The sequence below is a fragment of the Clostridioides sp. ES-S-0123-01 genome, from assembly GCF_020658415.1.
Lineage (GTDB): Bacteria > Bacillota > Clostridia > Peptostreptococcales > Peptostreptococcaceae > Clostridioides.
Genome location: NZ_JACVWD010000009.1, coordinates 48,760 through 75,214 on the forward strand (window position 1 = coordinate 48,760; position 26,455 = coordinate 75,214).

Consider the following 26,455-nt stretch of genomic DNA (forward strand, 5'->3'; position numbering starts at 1 on the left):
TTATTCCTCACTTTCTATATTAAATTTATTTTCTTTTTTAATTTTCTCAACAAAATCCCAACAAGCATCTATTATTATAGAATTTTTACTTTTCCCATATTCTTTAGCTATATTCTTTACATAGTGATTTAATTTTGGAACGAGTCTTACAGTCATTCTCACTTTTTCCATTCTTATTCCTCCTCTTTTTTTGACACTATTTTAGTGTCTGTATCCATTATATTATGACACTATTTTAGTGTCAAGACTTTTTTACGTATCTTTTGTATAATGTCATTAAGGAGGTGTCAAAATGACTACTATTACTGTAAGAATATATACACCATTAAATGAAAATTTAGAAAAAATTTCTTATCAAACAGGTATTCTTAAATCTTCGCTTATTCTATATGCTATTAATGACATTATTAGAAATTCAAAAGTTAATGAACTTAAATCAATCTCGTATAAAAGTGATGATAGTGTTCGTTCTACTCTTAGGATTCCTGAACATTTAAAATTGTTATTGGAAAAAAACGCAAAGGACAACAATATTTCAGTCAATTCTCTAATAAATAATGCTGTGCATTCATTTTGCATATCTCATTGGTTAATTTATCTTTGATATATACAACCAACATGCAACTATTATAATAGATGTAACAGGCATTCCTATTTCACTGCTTAAATCTATCAACGCTTTGTACAAGTTCTCTGGTATACGAAGCGTTGTTTGCTCATGTTTCATTTCAATCCCCTCTTTCTCTAATTATTTTTATGATATAATAATGACATCATTTAGACTTTAAAAAGGAGGTATTATTATGTCATCTGTATTACCTAAATACACTTTACGAATAAATAAAATTTTACTTGAAAAAATTAAGTATATTGCAGAAAGTGAAGGTCGTTCTGCTAATAAAGAAATTGAACAATTAATAAAGAAGCATGTTGAAAATTATGAACAAGCAAAAGGAGAAATAAAAGTTAATATTGAAGAATAACATTTATAAAGCTTCGCTAATCACTGATAGTATGTACTCATTTACTGACATACCTCTTTGATTAGCTTTTTCTTTGCATTTAGCATATAATTCTTCTGTAATACTCAGTGTATATTTCTTTTTACTATTCAATCTATCTCACCTCTTTTGAATATTCTGTATCTATTTCTTAACACATTATCTCAATACACCATGTTATAATTAATTTAAATTCTAATGAAAGTTGGTGTTATCATGAAATTTGTTTATGTTAAGATATTTAATAACTGGATTGATATAACTGATATTGGCACTATAAATGGTTGCAATGCAGTAGAATATATTAATGGGAACCTTGATGAGATGTACTCTAGTAATTATGTTTCTGTATATTACAAAGATAAAAACTATTGCATTCATCCATCATGCATTCAAATAGTTACAAAATAAAGTGTTTATCTCTCTTTAAAAAACTTTTAAGGGAGATATTTTTATTCTATATTTAATTTTCAAAGTGCTAGTTCAATTTAACCTAACATTGATATTTGTTCTTCCTCTTCCTTTAATAATCTTTTTAGAATGTACTCTTGACCTTTTCCTGTAACTCTTGTTGTTCTATAAGTAAATACACCTGTTGATGTTTCTCTAGTACCTTCTATAGTTTCTAAATATCCTTTATCTACTGCATATTGCTTTGGTTCAGTTGAATTTTTAAATACCAAACCCCATAATCTTAATTTTTCATATAGCCTTTTCTCACCAATTATTATTCCATTACTTTTTGAAATCACCTTAGCTACTTCTCTTACAAGTAAACTATTTTTTGATGATGCTATTTGATTAATAAATCTATTTTTTTCTTCCAGTTCTCTATTTTTACTTTCTATTTTCCTTTGAGCTACTTGTAATGCTCTTGCCATTATTTCATCATCTGACATATCTTCTGTTGTATGTATATATCCACCAGTTTTACGTATTTCTTTTAATATCTTTTTAACTTCTTTTTTAAATTGTTTTGCGATTGTTTTTCTACTCTGCATTAAAACCTCATACAATCCATCTTCTGTTAAAAATAATTTATTTCCACCACTATTACTATTTGTAATAGTCACTTTTTCTTCTTCATCTATACTCATTAGCATTTTAGAAGTATTATAGTATCCTTCACTTGTCTTACTGTAATCTATCCATTCAGCTACATCCCTAGCTAAAAATAGTGGATTTTCTAAAGTTCCATAAACTCTAAATTCTTTACCTAATAATTCTTGTGCTTTAATTATTTGTAAGTTGTTCATATAATTTTCTCCTTCCTATACTGTTTTATTTGAAAGTTTCAGAATTAAAATTGATTTAAAAATGTCTTCTAATTCTTGCATAACATCATTCCAAACTTCTTCTTCATCTTCATCAATCACATCATCTTCAACTATATCTATGAAATCATCTTCCTTTTTTAGATAATCTTTGATTTCTTTATGTAACTTCAAAGTTATACTTGAAAGACTTTTCATTTCAAGTTGTGGTAAAAACATTACCCCTGCTTCTGTAGTCCTTCTAACATGTTCATATCCTAATAAGTTGTTGTTGTAAATAGAAACCATTTTGGCTACTACTGTATTCGGTGGTATCCTTTTATCATTCTCATATGCTCTTAAACTCTCTACTGATATATTTAGTAACTCAGATGCTTTTTCTTGTGTAAAACCAGCATTTTCTCTGCTTAATTGATAAATATTTTGGTATTGATATAACATTTATCTTTCTCCTTTCATAATGTAAACTTAATATATAGATTAATTCACCGCCTCAGTAAACTTTAAGTTGACGTTATTATTAAAAAAAATTTCCTCTATGCTTAGACCAAAGAAATCTGAAATAGTCTTTGCTTCTTCAAGAGTAAATTTAGTTTTGCCATTCTCCTTATGCGAATAAGAAGCTAAAGTTATATTAAGTAAATTTGCTATATCAGATTGATTAACATTATTTAGTTTCCTATATGCCTTTAATTTTTTAGTATTCATTATTAACACCTCTTTTCTAGTCAACTTTAAGTTAACTTTATATTTATATAATAGTCTACTTTTAGTTTACTGTCAACATAAAATTTACATTTTTTTAAAAAAAGTATTCATTTTGTTATATATTTCATAAAAAATATAACATATAGTTTATAATTGCTTATATAAACATCAATGAAAGGAGCAATATTATGACTCTTCAAGATAGAATAAAAGAAGAAAGGCTTAAACTTGGTTTAAATCAAGTTGAATTGGCTAAGAAATTTAATGTAACTAAACAAACTGTGAGCAATTGGGAGAGCGGAAATAGAATTCCAGACACTTTAATGCTTACCAAATTAGCTGACTTTTTTTGTATATCAGTAGATTCTCTTTTAGGTAGAACTAATAATGAGCAAATAGATAATTATGAAAATTTCATTGATGAACTAGACAGTTCTGATGATGTAAAAGAATTAATAAAGATATTTCTTGATTTAGATGATAAAACTAAAGATAAGATGCTAAAAATTGCTCAGGTTTTTATAGAAGAAGAAAAATCAAAAGTTGATAATCAAAAATAAATTTATCTAAAAGAAGAGAAATTATTCCTCTTCTTTTTTGTTGTGTAAGTTTTTAATAATTTCTTTATATTCATCAAATTTATATGCATTAACACTTTCTAATTCACTAAAAATATTATTCAATTCTAGTATTAGTTTATTTGATTCATCCACACAACTACCCCCTCATGTAACAAACTTACGTTCGCATTTTAGTTATAAATCCCCTGTAATATTTAATAAATCATGCCTATGTATACCCTTTGTAACCTTTAGGTTTTGTAACTTTCAAATCAGACTATTCAGAATTGTGTTTAATAATTATCTTACTTACATAATAATACTTTTGATTTGTTAATGCAATAAAAAAAGCGTAATTGTAATAAAAAAATCGAATTTTGTAGACAGTTGGAAGTTTTTTCCATTAATATATATTATTAATCGAGTTTTTTATTATATTTTTTTATAAAACTATCTTTTTATAATAATTTTTATAATCTATTATAATTTTAAATTTGCAACAAAAAAGTTACGATAAATAGAAATCTTCTTCTACTCATTGTAACTTTTTAAATTCTCCACTTAGTTAATATAAAACAATGAATGACATCACCTTCATTTCCAAAAGAATCAATCTTTACATACCACATAGTTAATATAAAACCAGAAGAAAAAAAGAAAAAACTTAGCAATTGATCTCTTTACATACCACATAGTTAATATAAAACTATAATATACTCTACAAATAGTTACAATATAAAAACCTTTACATACCACATAGTTAATATAAAACTTCTTTTACCAGTTTCATATCCGTTATAAGTATTTGCCTTTACATACCACATAGTTAATATAAAACTAATAATCGCTGAATCTAGTGAGAATTATTCATATTTCTTTACATACCACATAGTTAATATAAAACAAGTTAAGAGAATTGTATTGTAAGTAGGTGTTTTTACTTTACATACCACATAGTTAATATAAAACTAGTTTAACCCTGTAATTTTAAGACTTTTTGTGTTACTTTACATACCACATAGTTAATATAAAACTACATCTTTTCTTAATTCCTTTATTCTTTTATAAATCCTTACATACCACATAGTTAATATAAAACTCAGATTAAAAATTAATTATTTTGAACTACTCTTATCCTTACATACCACATAGTTAATATAAAACGAAAAATTAAGAATACAAGAAAGTGTGAATAGTAATCCTTACATACCACATAGTTAATATAAAACTTGGTTATGGACTCATGGAGTTAATGATTCTATTACCTTACATACCACATAGTTAATATAAAACTGCATTGTTAATGATACATAAACCTTTGAGTTGGTGCCTTACATACCACATAGTTAATATAAAACCCCAAAATAAGTTGAGTATTTTCAATACTTACACACATAAAACCCTCTCAAATTTGCAGTGAGCGGCTAGTAGTGCAATTGATAACACTTATCAGACCTTCTCGATGCCTTATATTTCAACTGTTAAAGCATACTTAAACAGAAAAATCGCACGCTGCAAAACTCTTATATTTTTATTATATCATAAATAGATTATTTTTGAATATTTGTAACAATTTATAATTTAATAAAAATAAATATTTTTTAATAAACTCTGAAATTTTTTTTTACTTGTTATAAAATATAATTAAGTAATCAACTTAAATCAACTCAAAGGATGGTGCTCTTATGGATATTAAGTCAGCCTTCATAAGAAAAAGAAGTGAAAAATTTCATGTATATGTGGAGTATGTGGAAGAAGAAACTGGGAAAAAGAAACAAAAAAGTTATGGAAGTTATGAAAAGAAAAAAGATGCTGAAAAACATTTAATTGAAATAAAATCTACTATAAACAATAATAAGTTTGTTGCTCCAAACACTGTAACGCTTGTAGACAGATGCTATAGATACATAGAGGAAAAAAAGGATGACTTTTCTCCATATACTTTAAGAAACAGAAAAAGTATAATTAGAAATCACATCCAACCTTTTTTTGAAGATATAAAATTAATTGATATTAGTCCAAACCTTTTACAAACATATGTCAATAAAATATATAGAAAATATTCTTTGAATTCCGCAAAAAATTCGATTAGTTTTTTAAATGCTTTATTGCATGAAGCTTATCGACTTAGAGAAATACAAGAAGATGTTTCTAAGTTTGTAATAACTCCAAATAAAGAAAATGCATCTACAACTAATTTTTATACCAAAGAGGAGGCTCAGATACTGTTAGAAAGGTGTCTTGATACTGATTTAGCTATACCTATCTATTTAATGTTAGGACTTGGTCTACGCTTCGGTGAAGCTGTAGGAATTAGATGGTGTGATGTTGAACTTAATAAAAGTATTATAAATGTAAAACAAACAATGATTCATGTTGATGGAAAAGTAACTTTTAAATCACCTAAAACAGATAAATCTAAAAGAAGATTGACAGCACCAACTGAGTTAATAATTTTGTTAAAAGATGAAAAGTTAAGACAAAGTAAATTAAAATTACAAGGGATACTAAAAAATGAATTAGATTTAGTATGTCTAAATTCAAAATTTAAACCTTGGACACAACAAATGTTTTTTAAACCTTTTAAAAGATTATTAGAGAACAACAATCTTAGGTATATAAAATTGCATGAACTTAGACATACAAATGCAACTTTGATGTTATTATCTGGCACTAACATAAAAACTATTTCAGAACGATTAGGTCATACAGATATAAAAATAACTATGAATAAATACTCTCATGTTTTAGAAGAAATGGACAAAGAAGCTTCTGATAATTTAAGTAAAATCTTATTTAAATAATCGTCAGTTCTATGTCAGTAAGATGTCAGTTAATCATATATTTTTTTATTTGTCAGTTAGATGTCAGTCAAATATTTATTACTAGACAGTAGTAAAAAGCAGTATTTTACTACTATCTAGCAGCACTTAATATTGTATAATATCTAAGCATAACACTTATAAAGTGTTATTCTTCTTCATCTTTTATAGAAAATTCTACATTTTCAATTATATTTGAATGTTTATCCTGTTTTGCAATGATTCTGTACTTATTAATTTCTTCATTCACAATACCTATACTCCAAATTAATACTATAGCATCATCTATAAATCCAAATGCTCCAGCGAGCATTTCAGGTATTATATCAATACCAGATACAAAGTAGGATACAGTAAAAACTAATACAGAAACTACTTTGACCTTATCAATTATATTTATTCTTTTATCTGTCATAAAATCTGGTAGTTTAAGTAAATCAAATATAAAAAGTAATCCAAACTTAGCATTTTTAAATCTTACTAAAATTTTTTTTAAAGTATCTAAAATTATATCAATAACTCTTTTTAAAAGTTCCATATTTATCACCTCTTATAATCATAGGTTACTCTACATTATAACCGATATAATTAATTTGATGAATATTTTAGATATAAATTTTATTAATTAGTTTATACTTAAATTGTATTGATTACATATGGACAGTTATATAATAACTTAAGTATTTTAAATTATTTATAATTTTTACAATAATATTAATTTATTTTTAATTATAACAATTCAATTCCTGCGTTTCTAAAATTTTCAATCATATCTTGTGGCCATACTCCAACTTGTACTTCCCCTATATGTGCCTTTTGCAAGAAATACATACAGATTCTTGATTGACCAATTCCTCCACCAATTGTATATGGAAGCTCACCATTTAAAAGCATTTTATGATAATCAAATTCTTTTCTATCTTCACATCCAGCAAGCTTTAACTGTCTATCTAGTGATTCTTCATCAACTCTAATTCCCATTGATGATAATTCTAATGCAGAATCTAGAACAGGGTTATAAAATAGTATATCTCCATTTAATTCCCAATCATCATAATCAGGGCTTCTTCCATCATGTTTTTCTCCTGATACTAATGTCTTTCCTATTTGTGTTATAAATACAGCTTTTTTATCTTTTACAATTTTATCTTCTCTATCTTTTGGCGATAACTCTGGATACATATCTTCTAATTCCTGTGATGTTATAAATGTTATTTCTTCTGGTAAAATTTCTTTTATACCTTCATACATACTACACACAAATATTTCAGTATCTTTAAATACTCCATATAATCTTTTTACAACGTCTTCTAAAGTTTTTTCATTTCTGCTACTTTTTTCTATAACTAATTCCCAGTCCCATTGGTCTACATATAAAGAATGTATATTGTCCAGTTCTTCATTTTTTCTTATTGCATTCATATCTGTATATAAACCACTTCCAACTGCAAAACCATATTTTTTAAGAGCTAATCTCTTCCATTTTGCAAGTGATTGAACAATTTCTGCATTTTTATCCATAAATGGTATATCAAAGCTTACTGCTTTTTCTCCATTTAAATTATCATTTGCACCTGTTTCAGGCAATACAAATAGTGGTGAAGAAACTCTTATTAAATTTAACTCATTACTCAATCTCATTTCAAAGAAATCTTTTAATTTTTTTATGGCTACTTGTGTATCAATTACATTTAGACTGCTTTTATAATCTTTTGGTATTATTGTACTCATACTATTCACTCCCTATATTCTATATATTTTTCCATTAAAAAAACCTCTCATCCCTATAAAAAGGGACGAAAGGTTGCTTTTCCGCGGTACCACCCTGATTAGTTTGAAATAGATTCAAACCCAGCTCATAATGTACAGATATTACTCGATACATCCCAATATGATAACGGTTTGGTTCCGACTAAGCCTACTCTTTTAAAATTTCAGTTAGCAACTCCAGGATGTTCTTCACTATAGACTTCATATTGGTCTCACACCATCACCAACTCGCTTTAATTACATTCTATACCTACTCTTCCTTTCAACGTCTTTAAAGTTTTATTTTTACTTTAATAAAAGTTAAATTTTGTGTTTTCTATTTATTCATAATAGTATGATAAGTGATTAGTTAAATTTTGTCAAGTTTATTATTTTTTATTTTTTATATACTTTATACATTTTTCCCCATGTTTTATAAGTTTTCAAATGTAGTTTTTAATCTATCCATACATTCTTTTAATAGAGATTGTGGGCATGCTACATTTATTCTTTCAAACCCAATACCTTCTTTTCCAAATATATAACCTTCATCAAATAATACATTGGCTTTTTTAAACATTAAATCTTCAAGTTCTACTTCATTTAATCCATAAGCAGTAAAGTCTAGCCAAGCTAGATATGTCCCTTCTGGATAAACAAGTTTAACTTTTGGTAAGTATTCTTTTAAGTATTCATCAATAAATTTTATATTATTATCTAGATATTCATTTAATTCATCAAGCCAGTCTTCACTTTCATTATATGCTGCAATAGTAGCTACAATAGCAAAAGGATTTGGTGAAGTACCAACTCCAACAGCTGTAACTTCATCTTGATACTTCTTCTTTAACTCTTTATTATTCAATATTATATTGGATAATTGCATTCCAGCTAAATTGAATGTCTTACTTGGAGCTATACATGTGACTATTTTCTCTTTATATTCTGGGCATAATGATTGTAAAGGAATATGTTTAAATCCTTTTCGAATTAAGTCAGAGTGTATTTCATCTGCTATTATCCACAAGTCATATTTTTTGCATATTTCTACGACTTTTTTTAATTCTTCTTCTCTCCATACTCTACCAACAGGATTGTGAGGGCTACAAAGAATAAGTACTTTATTATTGCCACACTTAGCTTTTTCTTCTAAATCAGTGTAATCCATTCTATAAGTTCCATTTTCATATATTAGAGAATTATTTACAACTTCCCTATTATTGCTTTTTATCTTTGCTTCAAATGGATAATATACTGGTTTTTGAATTATTACTCCTTCTCCAGAGTTTGTTAATATTCTTACTAAAATAGCTACAGCAGGTACAACTCCAGGGCTAAAAACAATATCTTCTCTATTTACTTCCCAGTTAAATCTTCTTTTATACCATCCACAAACTGCATCAAAGTATTCGTCACTATTATTAGAACTATATCCAAATATTTTGTGGTCGATTTTTTTATGTAATGCTTCTATTATTGGTTCTGCACATTCAAAATCCATATCTGCAATCCAAAAAGGTAAACCATCTTTTTGTGCTTTTGGTGAACAATTAGTTCTGAAATCCCACTTTACACAGTCTGTTCCTACTCTGTCTACAACTCTATCAAAATTATATTTACTCATTTAAGCCTCCTAAAAATATAAATTCTATAAATATTAAATTTGTCACTACTTGTAATCTAATGACATTTTACCACTCTACACACTATAATAATAATACTTTTTGGTTTAATAGATTTAAAATATACCTATTTTTCCTACAATAGATTTTTTCGATATTGTAAAAACAACTTTATTACAACAAAATAAAAAGAGACTATTTACGTCAATAATATTACAACTAACATAAAAAACCTCTTTTCATAAGTTTAAAAAATTTTAAATATAAATCAATTAATTTAAAATCTTATCCTAATCTCTTTTCAACTAGTCTGCACCAGATATCAACTCCATATTCTAAAGCCTTAGTATCAAACGTCACATTAGGATTGTGGAATCCTGGTGTAGCATCAGCACCTAGTCCAATATATGTAGTCTTACATTTTAGTTTTTGAGTATAATAGTGAAAATCTTCCCCACCAGAGTTTTTAAATACACCTATAGATGCATCTTCACCAAGTACATCTTTAATAGTCTCTTCAGCTAAACTTACAAGACCTTCATCAAACTCTGCTGCTGGAACTCCATCTTTCGAAAGCAATATAGCCTCTGCGTTTATAGAACTTGCAGCGGTTTTTATAGCATGAATAGCTTTTTCTTTTAATTCTTCTATTATTTCATTACTCTCTGCTCTTATATCTAAAGCCATAAAAGCTTCATCTGGTATATTATTATATGTTTCACCTTTAACTGATATATTTGTAACTTTAATAGAATTTGGAACAGCTGGATTTACTCTTATTGCATTTATTGCATTTACTGCTAAACATACAGCATCTACTGCATTTACACCTAAGTGTGGCTTAGAACCATGACAAGTAATACCTTTAATAGTAAATTCCATTATGCAACTGGCACAATGATACATTGCAGGTATGGCCTTTCCTAATCTACAATCTTGCCCAGGTCTTAAATGCATACCTACCATCTCTTCAACATCATCTAATAAACCAGAATCTATTACTCTTAATGCTCCATAAAGTTTTTCTTCACCTGGTTGAAAAATTATTTTAAGTTTTCCTTTTTTTACTAAGTCCCTCTCTTTTATTAAACTTGCAGCTGTTAGAAGCATGGAAGTGTGACCATCATGACCACAAGCATGTATCATTTTCTTTTCTCCATCTATTATAAATTCTAATGCATCTATATCTGCTCTTATCGCAAATACGGGCCCTTCTTTTTTTGAGTCTATTGTTACTATAATGCCAGTTCCTGCAACACCTTCATCTATATTTTCAAATCCCATTTTTTTAAGTTCTTCTAAAATAAATGTAGATGTCTTGTATTCTTCAAATCCTTTTTCTGGAATTGTATGTAAATAATCATACACCTTATGTACATAGTCAATATAACTTTTATTATTTTCCATAATATAATACCTCCATAAATTTTAATTTTTACCTTATATTACTCTTTTCCATATGTTGTCTATACTACAAAATAATTCATTATAAGCATTGCAATACATCCATTTAAAGTTGCTATTATAAACATATGTGGATAGTATTTAGTTTTTAATTCGGCTGTTCCTAACAACCTACCCATAAACTGTATCTGAGCTCCTGAAAGTAATAACATTGGTAAAAGTATTGCAACATGTGCTTGATTTATTTGACCTGCTGTAAACAAGCCAGCTATTACCCCAGAAGCTCCTCCCATTGATATAAATATTGTCATTATTGCAGTTGCTGCAACACCTGGAAGTCCAAATATGCTCATTACAGGTGTGAAAATTGTTCCTATTATATCCAAAAGACCAGTTAAATTGAATATAGAAATTATAGCAAAACCAAATATAACATTTGGAGCCATTGAATTTGTGCTTATTTGAAACCCGTTTCTAGCTCCACCAATAAATGCATCTATCACATTTCCTTTTTTAACTTTCACCTCTTTTTTTGCTATATCACTCATATTAAGCTTCCTCCTTTTCGAATTTATTTAAGTATAATCTAAGTAAGTTTGCTCCAACAAATTTCATAATTAAGATTAAGGCAAGTGGTATAAATATTGGAACATCGCCTATAAATGGAAACAATGCTGCTCCTGAAGCAAAGAAATTTGTGATTGCAGATGCTCCAGAAAACTGAAATGCACAGAAAACAGCTTTTTGCTTTTCATCTATATACCCATCATCTTTAAGTTCCTTAGTCATAGATGCAGCAGCGTCTGTAGATTGTAAACTAGCTATTAAAGTTAATCCTGCAAATCCAGGTAATCCTAGTAATGGTTTTAATAGTGGACTAAGAAGTTTTTGCGCTGCTTTCATACCATCTAAGTGGTCTATAACTCTGACTATTCCAAGTGCAAACATAACTGATGGTATTAAAGTTAATGCATATAGCCATCCATCACGAGGACCAGTCCCTCCATCCCCTCTGAAGTTTGCAGCTAATATACCTACACCATCATTAACTGTCCCCAGTGAACCAAAGTTTCCTAATACATTATTAAAATCTAGTACTTTTAATGCTCCAGGTGCATCTTTAAATATTCCTGAAAAGAATAATGCTCCTAATATTAATGCTACATACCCATACCATTTAACTTCTATTTTTTCTGTTGTTGATTCTAACTTGCTCATATAAATTCTCCCTCCTGCTTAAATAAATTTTATTAGTACACCTTTTCATTAAGCAAAACCCATGCCAATACTTTAATAATAATATTTTTTCATTTGTTTTTTTATTGTTAATTTTTTACATCATATAAATTGCTTGCAATTGCTAACTTTTTAAACTTATATTTATACATCTTTTATTGTCATGCAGTAGAAAAATCTTTATATTATAAATATTTTTCTATATAATTTTTCAAACTAATTTTATAAATAGGATTTTATAGGATAAAAACCTATAAAATCCTATTATTTAGCTAAATGTATAAATTTATCATGTTATTTGTTGTATAATATAACTTGTTCTGCTCTTAAAAAAGCAAACTAAATATTACCTTAGTTAGGAGAAATAAAATGGACAGAAAAAAATTAATCCTTATAACATATGATAAATTAAATGCTGACCACTACAAAGAAGAGTTAATAAGCTTTTTTGGAGATGAAATAAGTATAGAAACTCAAAACATACTTGATGGTATAAGAGAGAATTTAGAGGGTGATGTAGTTCTTTCTCTATCACCTTTAACTAGTAATTTTTTAATAAAGCATTTCAAGGAAGATATTGAAATTATCCATGGAACAAAGGCACTTTCAAAGCTTGGATATGAGAAAATGATGAAACTACCTCCAGGTACAAAATCATTACTTATGACTACCAATAAAACTTCAGCGTTTGAAATGGCTACTTATTTATATAAAATAGGAATAAATCATATCGATTTTGTACCAACATACCCAAACTGTGAAGAAATATATGATTTAGATACAGCTATAACACCAGGTCAGACTAGATTTATACCAAAATACATAAAAAATATCGTTGACTTAGGTTGGAGAAAAATTTCATTAGATACATATATGTCGTTACTAGTAGTATTAAAGCTAAAAAACGAGAAGTTTATAGAAAAACTATACAAGCTATCTAAGGAAATACTTAGTCATGATTTTTTAAATACATCATTAGATAATATATCTAAATTAAAAACTATACTCTATATGACTATTGACGAAATTGGAGATGGGTTAATATTTTTCAATACATTCAACAAGGTTACATTTGTAAATAAATCTTTACTAAGCATGTTGGAATTAGATGAAAAGCTCATAAAATCACCTTCTTTAATGGAATATTTACCAAAGAGTTTTTTGGATAAAATCACTCAAAATCTAAACATAGATAATATGATTATATACATAGATGAAATAGACAAAAAATTTATACTATCAAAAAAACCATTTTATCTTTATAAAAATATAGAAGGTTGCTTAATTACATTAAAAGATGTAAGCAAGATAGAAATACTAGAACAAAAAATAAGAAGTGACTCTGTTAAAAGAGGTTATATAGCCAAGTATAAGTTCAATAATATAATTGGAAATAGCACTGTTATAAAAGACTGTATCAAAAAAGCAAAAAAAATGGCTCTTACAGATAACCCTATTCTAATAACTGGTGAAACAGGTACTGGTAAAGAAGCTTTTACTCAATCAATACACAACCATTCTCCTAGAAAAAATAAACCTTTTGTAGCAATAAATTGTGCTTCACTTCCAAGTGAGTTGCTTGAAAGTGAACTGTTTGGATATGAAGATGGTTCTTTTACTGGAGCAAAAAAGGGTGGAAAGAAAGGATTATTTGAATTAGCTCATACTGGAACCATATTTTTAGATGAGATAGGAGATATGCCACATGATTTACAAGTAAAACTCTTAAGAGTTTTACAAGAAAAGGAAATTAGAAAAATTGGTGGTACAAATATTATTCCAATTGATGTAAGAATACTAGCTGCTACAAACAAAAACCTAGAAAAATTAATTTTAGAAAATAAATTTAGAATGGATTTGTTTTACAGGATAAGTATGTTCACATTAGATTTGCCTCCTCTTAGAAATAGATTAGAAGATATACCATTTCTTTTAGAATCGTTTTTAAAAGAACTTCCATATAAAAATATTAAACTCGATAAAAATCTATTAAAAGCTTTAAATTCTTATACTTGGATGGGCAATATCAGAGAATTGAGAAATTGTATTGAATATATGGCTTATATGGGTTCTAATCAACTTACGATAAATGACTTGCCACAAAATATATCTTCAAAATTAAATAATCATCATATGTTAGGAAATACCTCTATATTTCATGATTTAAATCAATATGATAAAAATATATGTGTTTCTATCCTAAAATCGTTATATATAAAGCCAATGGGAAGAGCAAAACTCATGAAATTTATGGAGCATAATGTCACAGAATATGAAGTAAGAAGTATGCTAGAATATTTGACATCTAATGAATATTTAACTCCTGGTAAAGGAAGAAAAGGTAGCTCTATCACCGAAAAAGGTATAAAAATTATAGAAAATAATATATTTTAGTTTTATATTAATTCAAATTTACTACCTCAAAATTTATATTTATAATCATAAATTTTATTTTACTATAACTTATTATAAAATAATAAAAGATACCTTCAGCAAAAAAGCTATGAAGTAATAATTTTTATTATTAGTTTCATAGCTTTTAATATTAGTATATTAATTGATTTAATATTACTGATTGATAATTATAAAGTGTATCTGTTAAAGGTACAAACTCTGAACCAATCCCAAATTTTAATTCTGCAAACGCCTCTAAATAGTCTGGGTCACATACATCTTCCTGTGTTAAATCTTGAAGTACCATCTCAGTCGCAAGATAAGTCGCTAATGATGGTATAAAAGCGTCCATTGGCATAGGATATCCACCAAGTCTATTTGACATGCCAGCAGCTTTAGCCTTTTCACTTATCATATCATTTATCTTGTCATAATTTTGAGCATCTTTTTTAGCTATTTTAAATCCCATAACGCTAGGATATGTATCTGTTGGTGATGGATTGCTTTGCTCTGCAACTATATATTTTAACTCTAAAGCTTTAGTTAATATAACTTCATCCATATACTCATTTACACCAAATACATTTATATCTTTTCCATACTTCTTAACCTGTTTGTCTATATCTTCATTTAAAAATTGCTTCATTTTGCCCTTATCTTCTTCTGTATTTACATTTGGTGTATCAACTTGTACAAATTGCATTCCTAAACTTCTACAAGTCTCTTTAATTTTTTCCAGTCTTTTGGCTATATTGGCATCTTTCAAATCATCCTTAGATGCATAATGAATAAAAGCTTTTGCTCCCAGTTCCTTTGAACGTTCAACTAATAACTTTCCTCTTTCCTCTGTGTCAACGCCTAGATTTACATCTACATATTGACTCAATTGGTTTTTGTCCTCTCCCATAGGAGCTGAGATAGTTATTATTTCTGGACGCTTTTCTTTTACCTTTTGTAATGCTGGTAAAAGACCTGCTTGGTCCGTTGATACTACAATCGCCTGAATTTCTTTATCATCAGTCAATTTTACTATTTCATTTATAGACTTATCTATATTAGAAGTAAAGTTTTCTGGCAACACAACATGTTTTATAGTTCGCTCAACTCTAGCTTCACCATCTTTTTCTTTATCAGTTTCATTAGCTTCCTTATACTCTTTTGCTAAATCTTCTACTATACTGTATTGTACTTTATTTTCAGATAATGGCTGAGTTACTACTGCAACTTTGAAATCATCAATGATTTTCTCTTTATCATTTTTGCCTGTAACTAAACTACACCCTGTAATCCCAATAATTAAACATATAGATAGCATAAGTGCTGTTATTTTTTTAAGCATTAGTTAAAACCTCCTAAATTTGTACTTTCTTATCACTATTACTAATTTTATCATACTTCAAAGAAAAATTATATTATAAAAAAATTATATGCTAACTATTATAATCCAATCTAAAAAGTACTATAGGTAGATTAGATTTTGATTAAATCTACCCATAGTACTAAAAAAATTATATATTATAAAATTAAATTAACTATAAATTATTATGCTATTTGTTTTTTGCTTTTTATGAAGTTACCAACTATTCCACCCAATATAGCTGGTATTACCCAGTTAAAGCCCAAACCTGCAAGTGGTAAACTTTGTATAAATGGAACAGCTCCTGTCATTCCATTTACAGCTGATAATACACTAACTAGTAATGTAACATATGCTGCACCCTTAAATGCATTATCATTTTTTATATGCTTACCAGCTAATTCCATGATAACTATTGCCAATAAAACAGGATATATAGTTTGTAGAATTGGAACTGATATAGCTATTATAGCATCAACACCTAAATTAGATATAAGCATACTAGCCACACATATACCGATAACTAGTTGTTTATAAGTTGCTTTACTTATTCCTTCAAAATAAGTTGAAATTGATGCTGTTAGACCTGTAGAAGTAGTTAAACAGGCAAGTGCTACAATTACACCTAAAATTATCTTTCCTACTTGACCATATAATAGTATACTAGTTATCTCAACCAATAAAGATGCTTGAGGTATGCTAGTATCATATAAAGTTGAAGCTGTTGCTCCTAGATAAGTAAGACCACCATATACTAATGCCAGGAATACACAGGCTACAAAACCAGCTTTAATAGTCATACCTATTTGGTCTTTATCTGATGTATATCCTTTAGCCACTATAGACATTAACATTATAGTAGCCATAGACGCTGCACCTAGAGCATCCATTGTTTGATAACCTTGTGATATACCTTCACCAAATAGATTTTTATCTATCATATGTTCTGGACTCATAGGTCCTGCTGGAGATATTATCCCTTTTACAATTAGAACAAATAATACTAATAATAACGCTGGAGTTAAATATTTACCTATTATGTCTATAACTTTAGAAGACCTAATCGTAAATGCTAAAGTCAAACCAAAGAATATTACTGAAAATACTGCTTTAGCTACTGTTCCATGGTCTCCAAATATAGGTATAATACCCATTTCATATGTTGTTGCACAAGTTCTTGGTATAACAAGAAGTGCTAAACATGCTAGAGCAGCTACACTCATTACTCTTGCTAATCCTTTACCTGCTCTTCTAAGTACATCATCCATGCTTCCTTTACATCTTGCTGTTGCTATGATAACAAGCATTGCTATACCAGCATCTGCAACAACAAAGCCAACAAGAGGAATTAACCAGTCTTTACCGGATTCCATTCCTAAAAATGGAGGGAACATAAGATTTCCTGCGCCAAAGAACATAGAGAACAAAGCAAAACCAACTATAAAAATATCTCTCATCTGCTTACTCACACCAAACTACCCCCTTTGAAAATATTTTGAATATTAAGATAATCTTACTTTATTTTCATAAAAATGTCAATCTGGTAAAAATTCTCATATTGTTAACGTTTTCCCAATTTAATATTTGCATATAATTTTCATTTTATGATAATTCCCATCAGTTTTGTTAAATCAATTGCTTGCGACACATCAAAACAAGCTCCCCTAATATCATTTATTCCTACTTCAATACCTTCAATATTATTAGTGGTAAAATCTACTCCAGAAAGTTTAGTTCCATTAAAATTCGATTTTTTTAAATTTGTATACTCGAATACTAAATTTTCATTTTTTACTTCCTGAAACACAGAACTTTCAAAATTTGAATCTAAAATAGAAACTATCTTGAACTTAGAAAACGAGAAGTTAGAATATCTACCTAAAACATCCTTAAACAATACGTTTTTAAGTATACAATCATCCAATCTAACTCCTATTAATTTGCTGTCTTTAAATTCAACTCTGTATATACTTCCTCCATAGAAAGACGTATTGGATAAATTACAGTTTTCAAATACTACATCAAGTAAGTCAATCTTTTTTAAATTACAATTTTCAAAGGATACATTTCTAAATATACAAGATTCAAAACTTGCTCCTGTAATATCTAAATCACTTATAACCTCATTTTCTATAGTTTTATTAAATATTTTTTCATCATTGAATATATCATCTAATATAACTTCAATATTTTCAACATTTTCTAATTCCCCTGTAAATTTAGGCTTTTGTACTTTAATAATCTTAGTCATTTTCTCCTCCACTATAAATTATATTATTTTTAAACTCGTTTTTATTATTATATTAAGCTATTATATGTACTTTCAATATATTAAAAAGTTTTTACGAAATATTCTTGTATTCAGTACATTTATAATTATATCACAAACTTATTTATAATGAATTTCCATTAATAGCATAAGTGTTACAGAAGTATAACATTTATTATACTTCTGTAACATTTATCTTTAGAAATAATTATTCTTCATAAAAAATGACCTCGGTTTTTTATAAAATCGACAAAAAAAACGAATAATTTCTTTAAATTTATTGTAAATAATACAATATTACGATATAATACAACAGAAAAACAAATAGAAAATGTTCATATAATATTAGTAATATGGTCTAATAGTCTCTACAAACTCACCTTAAATGAGTTTTCTATGAATAGAATGTTAACTTTAATATATATTCTATTCTATCTATATGAATATATATTTTTTTGTTTATATTTTAAAGTTTTTTGGAGGTAAAAATGGTACCAAACACTAATAATGTACAACCAGATGGAAATAATTCATCATTAAGCTTTTTAGACAAGATGTTTAAATTCAGCGAACGTGGCTCTAACCTTAAGACAGAAGTAATAGGTGGGGTTACTACATTCTTAACAATGGCATACATAGTTTTCGTAAATCCAGCAATATTATCTGAAGCTGGCATGGATAAAGCAGCACTTATAACAGTTACTATATTAGCTACAGCCATTGGTACACTGATATTTGCAATTTTAGGAAATGCACCATTTGCACTAGCACCTGGTATGGGTCTAAATGCATTCTTCACATATTCATTGGTTATAGGAGCAGGAATTCCATGGCAAACAGGTCTTGGAGTTGTATTCTTATCTGGATGTGTATTCTTCACACTCGCAGTAACAGGTCTACGAAAGACAATTGCTGATGCAATTCCTCGAGAATTAGCAGTAGCATCTTCAGCAGGTATAGGTCTTTTCCTTGCTTTTGTTGGTTTAAAAAACATGGGTGTTATAATTGCAAACCCAGATACAATAGTTTCACTTGCAGATTTTACACCAACAGTTTTAATAGCTCTTTTTGCACTTATCTTAATGGCAATATTAGAATACAAAAAAATTAAAGGTGGAATATTAATAAGTATAGTAGTCGCAACAGTAATATCTATTATATGTGGATTTGTAGAATTACCAACAGCAATAATCTCAACACCACCAAGTATAGCACCAATTGCTTTTAAATTAGATATTATAGGAGCGTTAAAATTCTCATTAATTGGACCTATATTCTCTTTCATGTTTATAGACATGTTTGATTCGTTAGCATTTCTTATCACTTGTTGCAAACAGATGGGTCTTGAAGATGAAAATGGAGAAATAAAGGACCTTGGAAAAATGTTATATGCAGATGTTTCTTCTACTTTAATAGGTTCGTTTTTAGGAACTAGTACAGTTACAACATTTGGAGAATCTGCTTCTGGTATAGCAGCAGGTGCAAGAACTGGACTTGCTTCTGTAGTAACAGCGGCATTATTCTTAGCTACACTTATATTTACACCATTACTTGGTATAGTTCCTACTTATGCTGCAGCACCTGCACTTGTCATGGTTGGTGTATTTATGTTTGAAAGTATAAAACAAATCGATTTTGCTGATAGTAAAATAGCAGTCCCTGCTTTTGTTACAGTTTTATTGATGCCTCTAACTTATAGTATAAGTATTGGTTTGTGTTTTGGATTTATTTCATATATAATAATGCATGTTGTAGCTAAAGAAACTGATAAGATTAGTATAACACTTTGGGTTATAGGTATACTTGCAGTTGTAAACTTAGTACTAAGTTAGTATTTTAATTTTGATATATTAAAAGCTTATTTATTTTTAATTTAAAAATAGCAAAATCAATTTTATATCTAAATTGATTTTGCTATTAACTTTATATATAAAATTTATTATCATAATATATAGATAGAAAAATACATAGAAAAGGGATGATATTTATGTCACAATTATTTATAAAAAATGCATATCTAATCACTATGAATACAGATAGAGAAGTATATGAGAATGGAAGTATACTTATTGAAGACAATATTATAAAAAAAGTTGGGAAATTTGATAATAATATTGTAGATAAAGATGCTGAAATATACGATGCTAATGGAAAAATATTAATGCCAGGATTAGTCAATACACACGTTCACTTATCTCAACAATTAGGTCGTGGTCTTTCTGATGATGTTGTTCTTTTAACATGGCTTAGAGAAAGAATCTGGCCATATGAAAGTAGCTTTAATTACGAAGATTCTTTAATCTCATCTACTGCATGTTGTGTAGAACTAATAAAATCTGGTGTCACTACATTTTTAGAGTCTGGTGGTCAATATGTCGATGCTATGGTTGAAGCTGTTGATAAAACTGGAATTAGAGCATGTCTAGCTAAATCAGTTATGGATACAGGAGATGGTCTTCCTGAAGCATGGCAAAAAACTACTGATGAAGAAATCAACACTCAATTAGATTTATACCATAAGTTTAATAATACATCTAATGAAAGAATTAAAATATGGTTTGCTTTAAGAACTATTTTTAATACAACTGAGGATTTACTTGTTAGAACTAAACAATTAGCTGACAAATACAACACAGGTATACATATGCATGTAGCTGAAATAGCTGATGAAATTTCATTTGTAAAACAAAATACTGGAGTTGGAACAGTTGAATATCTTGATAAGTTAGGCGTTTTGGGGCCAAACCTTTTAGCTGCTCATACAGTTTGGCTTACGCATAAAGAAATTGATTTATTCAGATTACATGATGTAAAAGTTTCTCATAACCCTGGTGCAGCTATGAAAGTAGTACTAGGTTTTGCATCAATTCCTGAAATGCTAGAAAAAGGAATTCCAGTCTCAATTGGTACTGATGGGGCTCCTTCAAATAATAGAATGGATTTAATGAGAGATATGTATTTAACTTCATTAATACATAAAGGAAGAACTTTAAATCCAACAGTTATTCCAGCTGAACAAATATTAGAAATGGCTACTATAAATGGAGCAAAATGTGCTTTACTTGAAAAAGAAATTGGCAGTCTTGAAGTTGGCAAAAAAGCAGATATGATTATTCTTAATCCAGATACAATTCATTGCTTACCAATGCATAATCCAATTGGAAACATAGTGTATTCTATGACTAGCGAAAATGTAGATTCTACAATTTGTGATGGAAAGTGGCTTATGAAAGAAAGAAAGGTATTAGTTGTAAACGAATCTGAGTTATTGGAAAAAGTTAAAAAACAAGCTTCTAAAATAAAAGAAAAATCAGAAGTTAAAATTCCTTCTAAATTTAAAATTATAAAATAAAATAAAACCAATTGTTTTGTAGAGATACAGGTTCAAGTAAACTTGTATAGTCTACTTACAAAACAATTGGTTTCTTTATGCTATATTTTATTAAAATAAAAATAGCTATTATATTATAAATACATCACTAACAGTTAGGTTCAGATTTAGATTCATTTTTTTATACTTAGTTATATCATTACAACACATTAGGCACGCACTTTTTTGTTCATTCATTGGACAAACTTCACATGGTTTATCTCTATTCTAAAATACCTTATAACACAATTGATTTATCTCTGTGTTTGGAGCTATACTCAATGTGTTTTGATTTATAAATAAAAGTTCATATGTATTCTTGTTTATCATATAAGTCCATGAATTCAAATTATCCATAACTGCTTTTATATATTTTTGATATAAATGTCAAGGATTCTATTTACTCTTTTGTCCAAAATCTATTTCCATTACACTCGTCAAAGCCTACATAACCACTAAATTCGCCCTCATCTAAGATTGTACATTGTAACATAGATTCTATCCCTTGTACTTTCAAAATTTTATATAACACATCATCAAGTGAAGATTGATTACAGTTTAAATTTCATATAATCCATAATATTATTTAGTTTATAACTTTTACCTTACTTCTATCTAATACCATTTTAAGTGAATTTTCAACAGTTTCAATCACGTCTTTATAACTTAAATATATGTTTATGTAAATATAATCTTCATCTAGATTGTATTCAGTTACTCTACAATACAAAAGTTTTCCTCCATCTAATAAATTACTCAAAATATAATTATCTTTTCTTGGAACATAACCTATTACATACCCAGTTTCTCCAACTATTTTAATAGCATTTTCATCATATAAATTATCTTTCTCTCTTTTTAGATAGTATATCTTACTCTTCTCCAATTCCTTTTCTAAATATTCTCTATTTCTAAACCTTGAGCCAGCAACAGCTACTGAAATCAAATAAATGTCTTTACCATGCTCATTTACCTTCAGCTTTTTAGTATTTACAAATTCTTTTTTTAAATTATTACTTTCATATAACAATCGTCTTAACTCATCTTTTAATTTGATATTTTTTTCTTTTTCATAAGCTTCTTTAACTATTTGCATTTCTTTAAGAGAAAGTCTCTCTCTATACCTCTTCAAAATATTTATAGATTCCTTACGTACTTCATTTATGTTTCCAAAAAGTCCTTTTAAAGATAAATTTTTCCCTTTAGGGTACAGTGATTTACTACCTTTAAGGACAATGAAAAATAACATATCATCATAATATTCTTGTGTTAATTTATTTTTTTCTATATCTTCCATTTTTCCAATTAACTCTTCTGTTTTAAATGTTTTTTCAAAAAAATCTAATAACTTCAACTTACAGCTTGCACTTCCCTTTTTAGATATATGCCAATATACCTCAAAATCTCGAATATCTTTATTTAAATATGGTAATAAATCATCAAAAGATAAACGTACATCATAGATTTCTGACATTTTTATCATATCTTCTGTCTTTCCATCAGCTTCATTTAATGCTTTAAAGAATATACTTTTCCACTTTTCACTGAGTAAAACATTATTCATTTCTTTCTTAAATTCAACTTTATCACAACTTACTTTGTCATCCTCTAAAACACCTACTGCTATTAAAAAAATAGAATACAGACTATCAAAGTTAGTCCCATAGCTTGCTACAATTGGAAGAAATTGATTCACTAATTCCACTTTATTCCCTATATATTTAAATTCTACACTTAACAAATAATTGCATATAAGATATGCTAAGTTGTTTACCTTATCTTTATCTAAATCTCGTCTTTCAAGATATTCGCTTAAATCTACTGTAGAAATAATATAGTTCATTAGTAATCCTTCATATTTTTTATCTTTATATCCTTCTTCAATTAAATAAGAGGTTATTTCAGAATCTAGATTTTCCATATTGACAATGGCAAATACTTTTATTGAGCCTGTAGATATTCTAGATAGATTAAACAAATATGTATTGTAAAACTCAAGTTTTCTAATAGTATTACTTAAGTAAAATATGTATTCTCCAGATTTAGAAAATGTATCCACTATTTCTCTTATATTATCTACATCTAAATAATTTTCACTTAAAACAAGCCCAAGTTTTACATACTCATCTTTTTCACTTGTATATATTAAATCCTCTGTTAGCTGATATAACCACTTTTCATCAATTATTCGCTCTTTTATTAGAGTGTTTATCTTTTTCATAAAAATTTCAAAATAACAAATTAGAGACTTATGACTATACTCTTCTAACAGGTCAATTTTATTAGATTCACTTCTATAAATATTTAAAATATTCTCTACCAAATTATTTGCAAGTTCTACTTGTTCTCTTAAAGGTATCTTTTCGTATATACATAAATAATTCATTTCAAATGATTCTTTATATCCATCATAATCCTTAATCTTTTGTAGTTGCTTAAAAATACTACCCACTAAATTATCCTCCTTTACATTATTATAATTTATATTGATTATACTACTTATTTTAATGAATTTACATTTTTACACATAAAAAAATATTACTAGAAATTAAAATTTCCAGTAATACTAATTGTACAAATATTAAAGTTTCATCGCTTAACAATGGTTTTGTTAAATTAGAATTTATTTATCAAGTTCCGTTAACTTTACGACCAGCTCTTCACAAATTTCTTTTATTGTTTTATTATCTGTTTTTACAATAATATCTGCTGATGCCATATATTTCTCTTCTCGTCTTTTCATCAAATCAGATATAAATTCAACATTCATATTATTATTAAGTATTGGTCTTTCATCACTATGTTTAACACGTTGAAGAATAGTTTCTGGACTTGCTGTTAATAAAACAATTCTTCCACTTTTTTTCATATATTCTACATTTTTATCTCTAAGTACGATTCCTCCCCCACAGGAAACAACTAGTCCTTCTCTTTGTTGTAAATTTATTAATGCTTGGCTTTCAAGATTTCTAAAATATTCTTCTCCTCGTTTTTCAAATATTTCAGAAATACTCATCCCTTGATGCTCAACTATATATGCATCTGTTTCTACTTGCTCCATTTCTAATAAATGACTCAAGTATGATGATACAGTGCTTTTTCCGACCCCCATAAATCCAACAAGCATTATATTGTAAGAGAATAAATTTTTAGCCTGTATTTTCTTACTATTTTTTACTACATATCTGAAAATATCTATAATTTCATTTTCAAACTTATGACCTTTTAGCTTCTCAATTAATGCTACTTCTTTTTTATTTTCATAGTCTGGCTGTAAAATGGGAAGACCTTTTTCCTTTTTAATATCAATAATACCTTTTATACATTCCATTCTTTTCTCAAGTAAATCAATCAGCTCATCATCATATAAGTCTATTTTTTCTCTTATTTTTTCTATATTTTCCATTGTCACACCTCTTCTTTCAGACATGTTAAAATTAAAAATACTTACAATTATATTATACTAATGTTACATATTACAATCATGTACTTTTTCTTTTTCATATCTCATGTTTACAAACAATGCAAGTAAAATTCCAACAAATGTTATAGCTACATTAAATAGTACAACATATTTTGGCCCATTTACTCCACCAGATTTTGTAATAAATCCAGCTATATTTAAAATAACATAGTTAGCTATACTAGATGCAATCATAACTATAGATGTTATTTTTCCTTTATTAGTTGGAAACATTTCATTTGCTGTCGATGTAGTCAATTGAAGCACACCACCTGCTGCTGAATAACCTATTACAAATCCTCCTACCATACAAATAGTTGGAGACTGAACAAAATACACAATTAATAACATAATTGAAGCTATTACAGGATAGATAACAAGTATTCTTATTGGCTTAACATATTTTTTTATAAGCACAGAAGTTATTAATACTGCACAGATTACTCCCATTGAATAAAAAGATTGAATTTTTGTAGGGTCAGCCATACCATATAATTTACCTAATTCTTGATTACAATTTAGCCATAGTACAAATGTAGATGTACATGTAAATCCAATACAAACAAGAGCTATACTTGTTGGTGTAAACTTCATTTTCTCTGACTTAACAGTCTTTCCATTATTATCAATAACATTGTTAGCTGGAGGAAATGGCAATATAGCTATTAAAATTGCATCTACAATAATAAGAACAGCTGTTACTATAAAAATAACTTTAAATGATATTGAATTTGCTGCAACAAATCCAATTATAAAAGGAAGTAAAAATTGCGCTAAAGCTATTGTGAATTTAGTAAACATATTTGCTATTGTTCCTAGACTAGCAAATATCTCCATACAAGAAGGTGTTACACAAGTATCTAAAAATGAGTTTGCTGCACCTCCAATTACTGCAAATATATACGCTATGTAAAAATTTGGTGAAAATACAATTCCAATAAAGAAAATTGCATGTAGAAAATTACCTATAAGTCCACTTACCTTTCTTCCATATTTATCTGAAATAGGGCCTGCAAATGGATATGATATAAGTCTACCTAACCCTAATGCAGCAATAACTGCTAAAACAATACTCACATCAAGAGTTCCATCTGATAGTGTCTTAGCTCCCCACATAGATGCAAATTCTGGTTTATATTGTCCTAAAATTGAAATTCCAATACCAAGTAAAAAATATGAAAAATACAACGCTATGGCAGTAGGATAGTATTTTTTATTATTCATAG

General features: G+C 27.8%; 27 protein-coding genes, 1 CRISPR repeat array, 1 riboswitch and 1 other annotated feature. Of the genes, 8 read left to right on the forward strand and 19 right to left on the reverse strand.

Going from position 1 to position 26,455, the window contains the following annotated elements; genetic code table 11:
• Positions 1-171: a hypothetical protein gene (locus IC175_RS17615; RefSeq protein ID WP_227831648.1), complete on the reverse strand. Its 171-nt coding sequence runs from the start codon at positions 169-171 to the stop codon at positions 1-3.
• Between the two features lie 121 nt (positions 172-292).
• On the opposite strand from IC175_RS17615, the gene IC175_RS17620 reads away from it, so the two are divergent.
• Positions 293-604 (forward strand): hypothetical protein, encoded by a 312-nt coding sequence (locus IC175_RS17620; protein WP_227831649.1) that lies wholly within the window; start codon positions 293-295, stop codon positions 602-604.
• Here the strand turns inward: IC175_RS17620 and IC175_RS17625 are convergent.
• On the reverse strand, positions 590-727 hold the full coding sequence (locus IC175_RS17625) for a hypothetical protein (protein ID WP_227851825.1): 138 nt from the start codon (positions 725-727) through the stop codon (positions 590-592). The genes IC175_RS17620 and IC175_RS17625 overlap by 15 nt on opposite strands.
• A gap of 76 nt (positions 728-803) precedes the next feature.
• Here IC175_RS17625 and IC175_RS17630 point away from each other — a divergent pair, with 76 nt between their 5' ends.
• Positions 804-983: an Arc family DNA-binding protein gene (locus tag IC175_RS17630; RefSeq protein ID WP_227831651.1), complete on the forward strand. Its 180-nt coding sequence runs from the start codon at positions 804-806 to the stop codon at positions 981-983.
• A 3-nt stretch (positions 984-986) separates the two neighbouring features.
• On the opposite strand, the gene IC175_RS19505 is transcribed toward IC175_RS17630, so the two are convergent.
• Positions 987-1,115: a hypothetical protein gene (locus IC175_RS19505; protein ID WP_255615868.1), complete on the reverse strand. Its 129-nt coding sequence runs from the start codon at positions 1,113-1,115 to the stop codon at positions 987-989.
• Positions 1,116-1,217: 102 nt separating this feature from the next.
• Here IC175_RS19505 and IC175_RS17635 point away from each other — a divergent pair, with 102 nt between their 5' ends.
• Complete coding sequence (locus IC175_RS17635; protein WP_227851826.1) at positions 1,218-1,412, forward strand: hypothetical protein; 195 nt, start codon at positions 1,218-1,220, stop codon at positions 1,410-1,412.
• A gap of 77 nt (positions 1,413-1,489) precedes the next feature.
• On the opposite strand, the gene IC175_RS17640 is transcribed toward IC175_RS17635, so the two are convergent.
• Genes IC175_RS17640 through IC175_RS17650 form a run of 3 tightly spaced genes read right to left on the reverse strand, consistent with a single transcriptional unit; the run spans position 1,490 to position 2,983 of the window.
• Positions 1,490-2,257: a phage antirepressor KilAC domain-containing protein gene (locus IC175_RS17640; protein ID WP_227851827.1), complete on the reverse strand. Its 768-nt coding sequence runs from the start codon at positions 2,255-2,257 to the stop codon at positions 1,490-1,492.
• Between the two features lie 15 nt (positions 2,258-2,272).
• Positions 2,273-2,716, reverse strand: coding sequence for a helix-turn-helix domain-containing protein (locus tag IC175_RS17645; RefSeq protein ID WP_227851828.1), 444 nt, complete (start codon positions 2,714-2,716; stop codon positions 2,273-2,275).
• A gap of 39 nt (positions 2,717-2,755) precedes the next feature.
• On the reverse strand, positions 2,756-2,983 hold the full coding sequence (locus tag IC175_RS17650; RefSeq protein WP_255615869.1) for a helix-turn-helix domain-containing protein: 228 nt from the start codon (positions 2,981-2,983) through the stop codon (positions 2,756-2,758).
• Between the two features lie 188 nt (positions 2,984-3,171).
• Here IC175_RS17650 and IC175_RS17655 point away from each other — a divergent pair, with 188 nt between their 5' ends.
• Positions 3,172-3,543, forward strand: coding sequence for a helix-turn-helix domain-containing protein (locus tag IC175_RS17655; RefSeq protein WP_227851829.1), 372 nt, complete (start codon positions 3,172-3,174; stop codon positions 3,541-3,543).
• 21 nt (positions 3,544-3,564) lie between these two features.
• Here IC175_RS17655 and IC175_RS19510 read toward each other — a convergent pair whose 3' ends face one another.
• Positions 3,565-3,696: a hypothetical protein gene (locus tag IC175_RS19510; RefSeq protein WP_255615870.1), complete on the reverse strand. Its 132-nt coding sequence runs from the start codon at positions 3,694-3,696 to the stop codon at positions 3,565-3,567.
• A 461-nt stretch (positions 3,697-4,157) separates the two neighbouring features.
• Positions 4,158-4,901: direct repeats of the CRISPR family, unit length 29 nt; unit sequence CTTTACATACCACATAGTTAATATAAAAC.
• Positions 4,902-5,228: 327 nt separating this feature from the next.
• Between IC175_RS19510 and IC175_RS17660 the strand changes: the two genes are divergently transcribed.
• Entirely contained in the window at positions 5,229-6,347 is a 1,119-nt protein-coding gene (locus IC175_RS17660) for a site-specific integrase (protein WP_227851830.1), read from the forward strand.
• 166 nt (positions 6,348-6,513) lie between these two features.
• Here IC175_RS17660 and IC175_RS17665 read toward each other — a convergent pair whose 3' ends face one another.
• From IC175_RS17665 to IC175_RS17690, 6 genes are all read right to left on the reverse strand, one after another.
• Positions 6,514-6,903 (reverse strand): YkvA family protein, encoded by a 390-nt coding sequence (locus IC175_RS17665; RefSeq protein WP_227432374.1) that lies wholly within the window; start codon positions 6,901-6,903, stop codon positions 6,514-6,516.
• 191 nt (positions 6,904-7,094) lie between these two features.
• Entirely contained in the window at positions 7,095-8,096 is a 1,002-nt protein-coding gene (gene asnA / locus IC175_RS17670; RefSeq protein WP_227432373.1) for an aspartate--ammonia ligase, read from the reverse strand.
• Between the two features lie 58 nt (positions 8,097-8,154).
• Positions 8,155-8,410, reverse strand: a binding site (T-box leader).
• Positions 8,411-8,547: 137 nt separating this feature from the next.
• On the reverse strand, positions 8,548-9,738 hold the full coding sequence (locus tag IC175_RS17675; RefSeq protein ID WP_227851831.1) for a MalY/PatB family protein: 1,191 nt from the start codon (positions 9,736-9,738) through the stop codon (positions 8,548-8,550).
• 283 nt (positions 9,739-10,021) lie between these two features.
• The gene (locus IC175_RS17680; RefSeq protein WP_227432371.1) at positions 10,022-11,143 is read right to left on the reverse strand and encodes a M20 peptidase aminoacylase family protein; all 1,122 of its coding nucleotides are present in this window, start codon (positions 11,141-11,143) and stop codon (positions 10,022-10,024) included.
• A gap of 59 nt (positions 11,144-11,202) precedes the next feature.
• On the reverse strand, positions 11,203-11,688 hold the full coding sequence (locus tag IC175_RS17685) for a YjiG family protein (RefSeq protein ID WP_227482732.1): 486 nt from the start codon (positions 11,686-11,688) through the stop codon (positions 11,203-11,205).
• Position 11,689: 1 nt separating this feature from the next.
• Positions 11,690-12,358, reverse strand: a complete 669-nt coding sequence (locus IC175_RS17690; RefSeq protein WP_227482733.1) for a nucleoside recognition domain-containing protein — start codon at positions 12,356-12,358, stop codon at positions 11,690-11,692.
• A gap of 387 nt (positions 12,359-12,745) precedes the next feature.
• Between IC175_RS17690 and IC175_RS17695 the strand changes: the two genes are divergently transcribed.
• Entirely contained in the window at positions 12,746-14,770 is a 2,025-nt protein-coding gene (locus tag IC175_RS17695; RefSeq protein ID WP_227482734.1) for a sigma 54-interacting transcriptional regulator, read from the forward strand.
• A gap of 151 nt (positions 14,771-14,921) precedes the next feature.
• Here IC175_RS17695 and IC175_RS17700 read toward each other — a convergent pair whose 3' ends face one another.
• From IC175_RS17700 to IC175_RS17710, 3 genes are all read right to left on the reverse strand, one after another.
• Positions 14,922-16,109 (reverse strand): DUF3798 domain-containing protein, encoded by a 1,188-nt coding sequence (locus tag IC175_RS17700; protein WP_227432367.1) that lies wholly within the window; start codon positions 16,107-16,109, stop codon positions 14,922-14,924.
• 203 nt (positions 16,110-16,312) lie between these two features.
• Complete coding sequence (gene brnQ / locus IC175_RS17705) at positions 16,313-17,584, reverse strand: branched-chain amino acid transport system II carrier protein (RefSeq protein ID WP_227432748.1); 1,272 nt, start codon at positions 17,582-17,584, stop codon at positions 16,313-16,315.
• Positions 17,585-17,724: 140 nt separating this feature from the next.
• Entirely contained in the window at positions 17,725-18,378 is a 654-nt protein-coding gene (locus tag IC175_RS17710; protein ID WP_227432366.1) for a pentapeptide repeat-containing protein, read from the reverse strand.
• A 333-nt stretch (positions 18,379-18,711) separates the two neighbouring features.
• Positions 18,712-18,813: riboswitch (purine riboswitch) on the forward strand.
• 71 nt (positions 18,814-18,884) lie between these two features.
• Between IC175_RS17710 and IC175_RS17715 the strand changes: the two genes are divergently transcribed.
• Entirely contained in the window at positions 18,885-20,228 is a 1,344-nt protein-coding gene (locus IC175_RS17715) for an NCS2 family permease (RefSeq protein ID WP_227432365.1), read from the forward strand.
• A gap of 155 nt (positions 20,229-20,383) precedes the next feature.
• Positions 20,384-21,748 (forward strand): amidohydrolase, encoded by a 1,365-nt coding sequence (locus tag IC175_RS17720; protein WP_227851832.1) that lies wholly within the window; start codon positions 20,384-20,386, stop codon positions 21,746-21,748.
• Positions 21,749-22,352: 604 nt separating this feature from the next.
• Here IC175_RS17720 and IC175_RS19740 read toward each other — a convergent pair.
• The 3 genes from IC175_RS19740 to IC175_RS17735 all read right to left on the reverse strand — a co-directional run bounded on the left by IC175_RS19740 (position 22,353) and on the right by IC175_RS17735 (position 26,453).
• A complete protein-coding gene (locus IC175_RS19740; RefSeq protein ID WP_227851833.1) occupies positions 22,353-24,218 on the reverse strand; it encodes an HIRAN domain-containing protein in 1,866 nt (621 codons plus the stop codon).
• Between the two features lie 171 nt (positions 24,219-24,389).
• Entirely contained in the window at positions 24,390-25,172 is a 783-nt protein-coding gene (locus IC175_RS17730; protein WP_227831663.1) for a shikimate kinase, read from the reverse strand.
• Positions 25,173-25,235: 63 nt separating this feature from the next.
• Positions 25,236-26,453 (reverse strand): MFS transporter, encoded by a 1,218-nt coding sequence (locus IC175_RS17735; protein WP_227432360.1) that lies wholly within the window; start codon positions 26,451-26,453, stop codon positions 25,236-25,238.
• Between the last annotated feature and the right edge of the window lie 2 nt (positions 26,454-26,455).

Bases quoted from the DNA above. Each gene is read 5' to 3' on its own strand.
- IC175_RS17640 (WP_227851827.1), bottom strand. From the start codon at position 2,257: ATGAACAACTTACAAATAATTAAAGCACAAGAATTATTAGGTAAAGAA.
- IC175_RS17675 (WP_227851831.1), bottom strand. From the start codon at position 9,738: ATGAGTAAATATAATTTTGATAGAGTTGTAGACAGAGTAGGAACAGAC.
- IC175_RS17690 (WP_227482733.1), bottom strand. From the start codon at position 12,358: ATGAGCAAGTTAGAATCAACAACAGAAAAAATAGAAGTTAAATGGTAT.
- IC175_RS17625 (WP_227851825.1), bottom strand. From the start codon at position 727: ATGAAACATGAGCAAACAACGCTTCGTATACCAGAGAACTTGTACAAA.
- IC175_RS17680 (WP_227432371.1), bottom strand. From the start codon at position 11,143: ATGGAAAATAATAAAAGTTATATTGACTATGTACATAAGGTGTATGAT.
- IC175_RS17715 (WP_227432365.1), top strand. From the start codon at position 18,885: ATGGTACCAAACACTAATAATGTACAACCAGATGGAAATAATTCATCA.
- IC175_RS17720 (WP_227851832.1), top strand. From the start codon at position 20,384: ATGTCACAATTATTTATAAAAAATGCATATCTAATCACTATGAATACA.
- IC175_RS17730 (WP_227831663.1), bottom strand. From the start codon at position 25,172: ATGGAAAATATAGAAAAAATAAGAGAAAAAATAGACTTATATGATGAT.
- IC175_RS17645 (WP_227851828.1), bottom strand. From the start codon at position 2,716: ATGTTATATCAATACCAAAATATTTATCAATTAAGCAGAGAAAATGCT.
- IC175_RS17710 (WP_227432366.1), bottom strand. From the start codon at position 18,378: ATGACTAAGATTATTAAAGTACAAAAGCCTAAATTTACAGGGGAATTA.
- IC175_RS17660 (WP_227851830.1), top strand. From the start codon at position 5,229: ATGGATATTAAGTCAGCCTTCATAAGAAAAAGAAGTGAAAAATTTCAT.
- IC175_RS17665 (WP_227432374.1), bottom strand. From the start codon at position 6,903: ATGGAACTTTTAAAAAGAGTTATTGATATAATTTTAGATACTTTAAAA.
- IC175_RS17615 (WP_227831648.1), bottom strand. From the start codon at position 171: ATGGAAAAAGTGAGAATGACTGTAAGACTCGTTCCAAAATTAAATCAC.
- IC175_RS17700 (WP_227432367.1), bottom strand. From the start codon at position 16,109: ATGCTTAAAAAAATAACAGCACTTATGCTATCTATATGTTTAATTATT.
- asnA (WP_227432373.1), bottom strand. From the start codon at position 8,096: ATGAGTACAATAATACCAAAAGATTATAAAAGCAGTCTAAATGTAATT.
- IC175_RS17685 (WP_227482732.1), bottom strand. From the start codon at position 11,688: ATGAGTGATATAGCAAAAAAAGAGGTGAAAGTTAAAAAAGGAAATGTG.
- IC175_RS17735 (WP_227432360.1), bottom strand. From the start codon at position 26,453: ATGAATAATAAAAAATACTATCCTACTGCCATAGCGTTGTATTTTTCA.
- IC175_RS17695 (WP_227482734.1), top strand. From the start codon at position 12,746: ATGGACAGAAAAAAATTAATCCTTATAACATATGATAAATTAAATGCT.
- brnQ (WP_227432748.1), bottom strand. From the start codon at position 17,584: ATGAGAGATATTTTTATAGTTGGTTTTGCTTTGTTCTCTATGTTCTTT.
- IC175_RS17620 (WP_227831649.1), top strand. From the start codon at position 293: ATGACTACTATTACTGTAAGAATATATACACCATTAAATGAAAATTTA.
- IC175_RS17655 (WP_227851829.1), top strand. From the start codon at position 3,172: ATGACTCTTCAAGATAGAATAAAAGAAGAAAGGCTTAAACTTGGTTTA.
- IC175_RS17650 (WP_255615869.1), bottom strand. From the start codon at position 2,983: ATGAATACTAAAAAATTAAAGGCATATAGGAAACTAAATAATGTTAAT.
- IC175_RS17635 (WP_227851826.1), top strand. From the start codon at position 1,218: ATGAAATTTGTTTATGTTAAGATATTTAATAACTGGATTGATATAACT.
- IC175_RS17630 (WP_227831651.1), top strand. From the start codon at position 804: ATGTCATCTGTATTACCTAAATACACTTTACGAATAAATAAAATTTTA.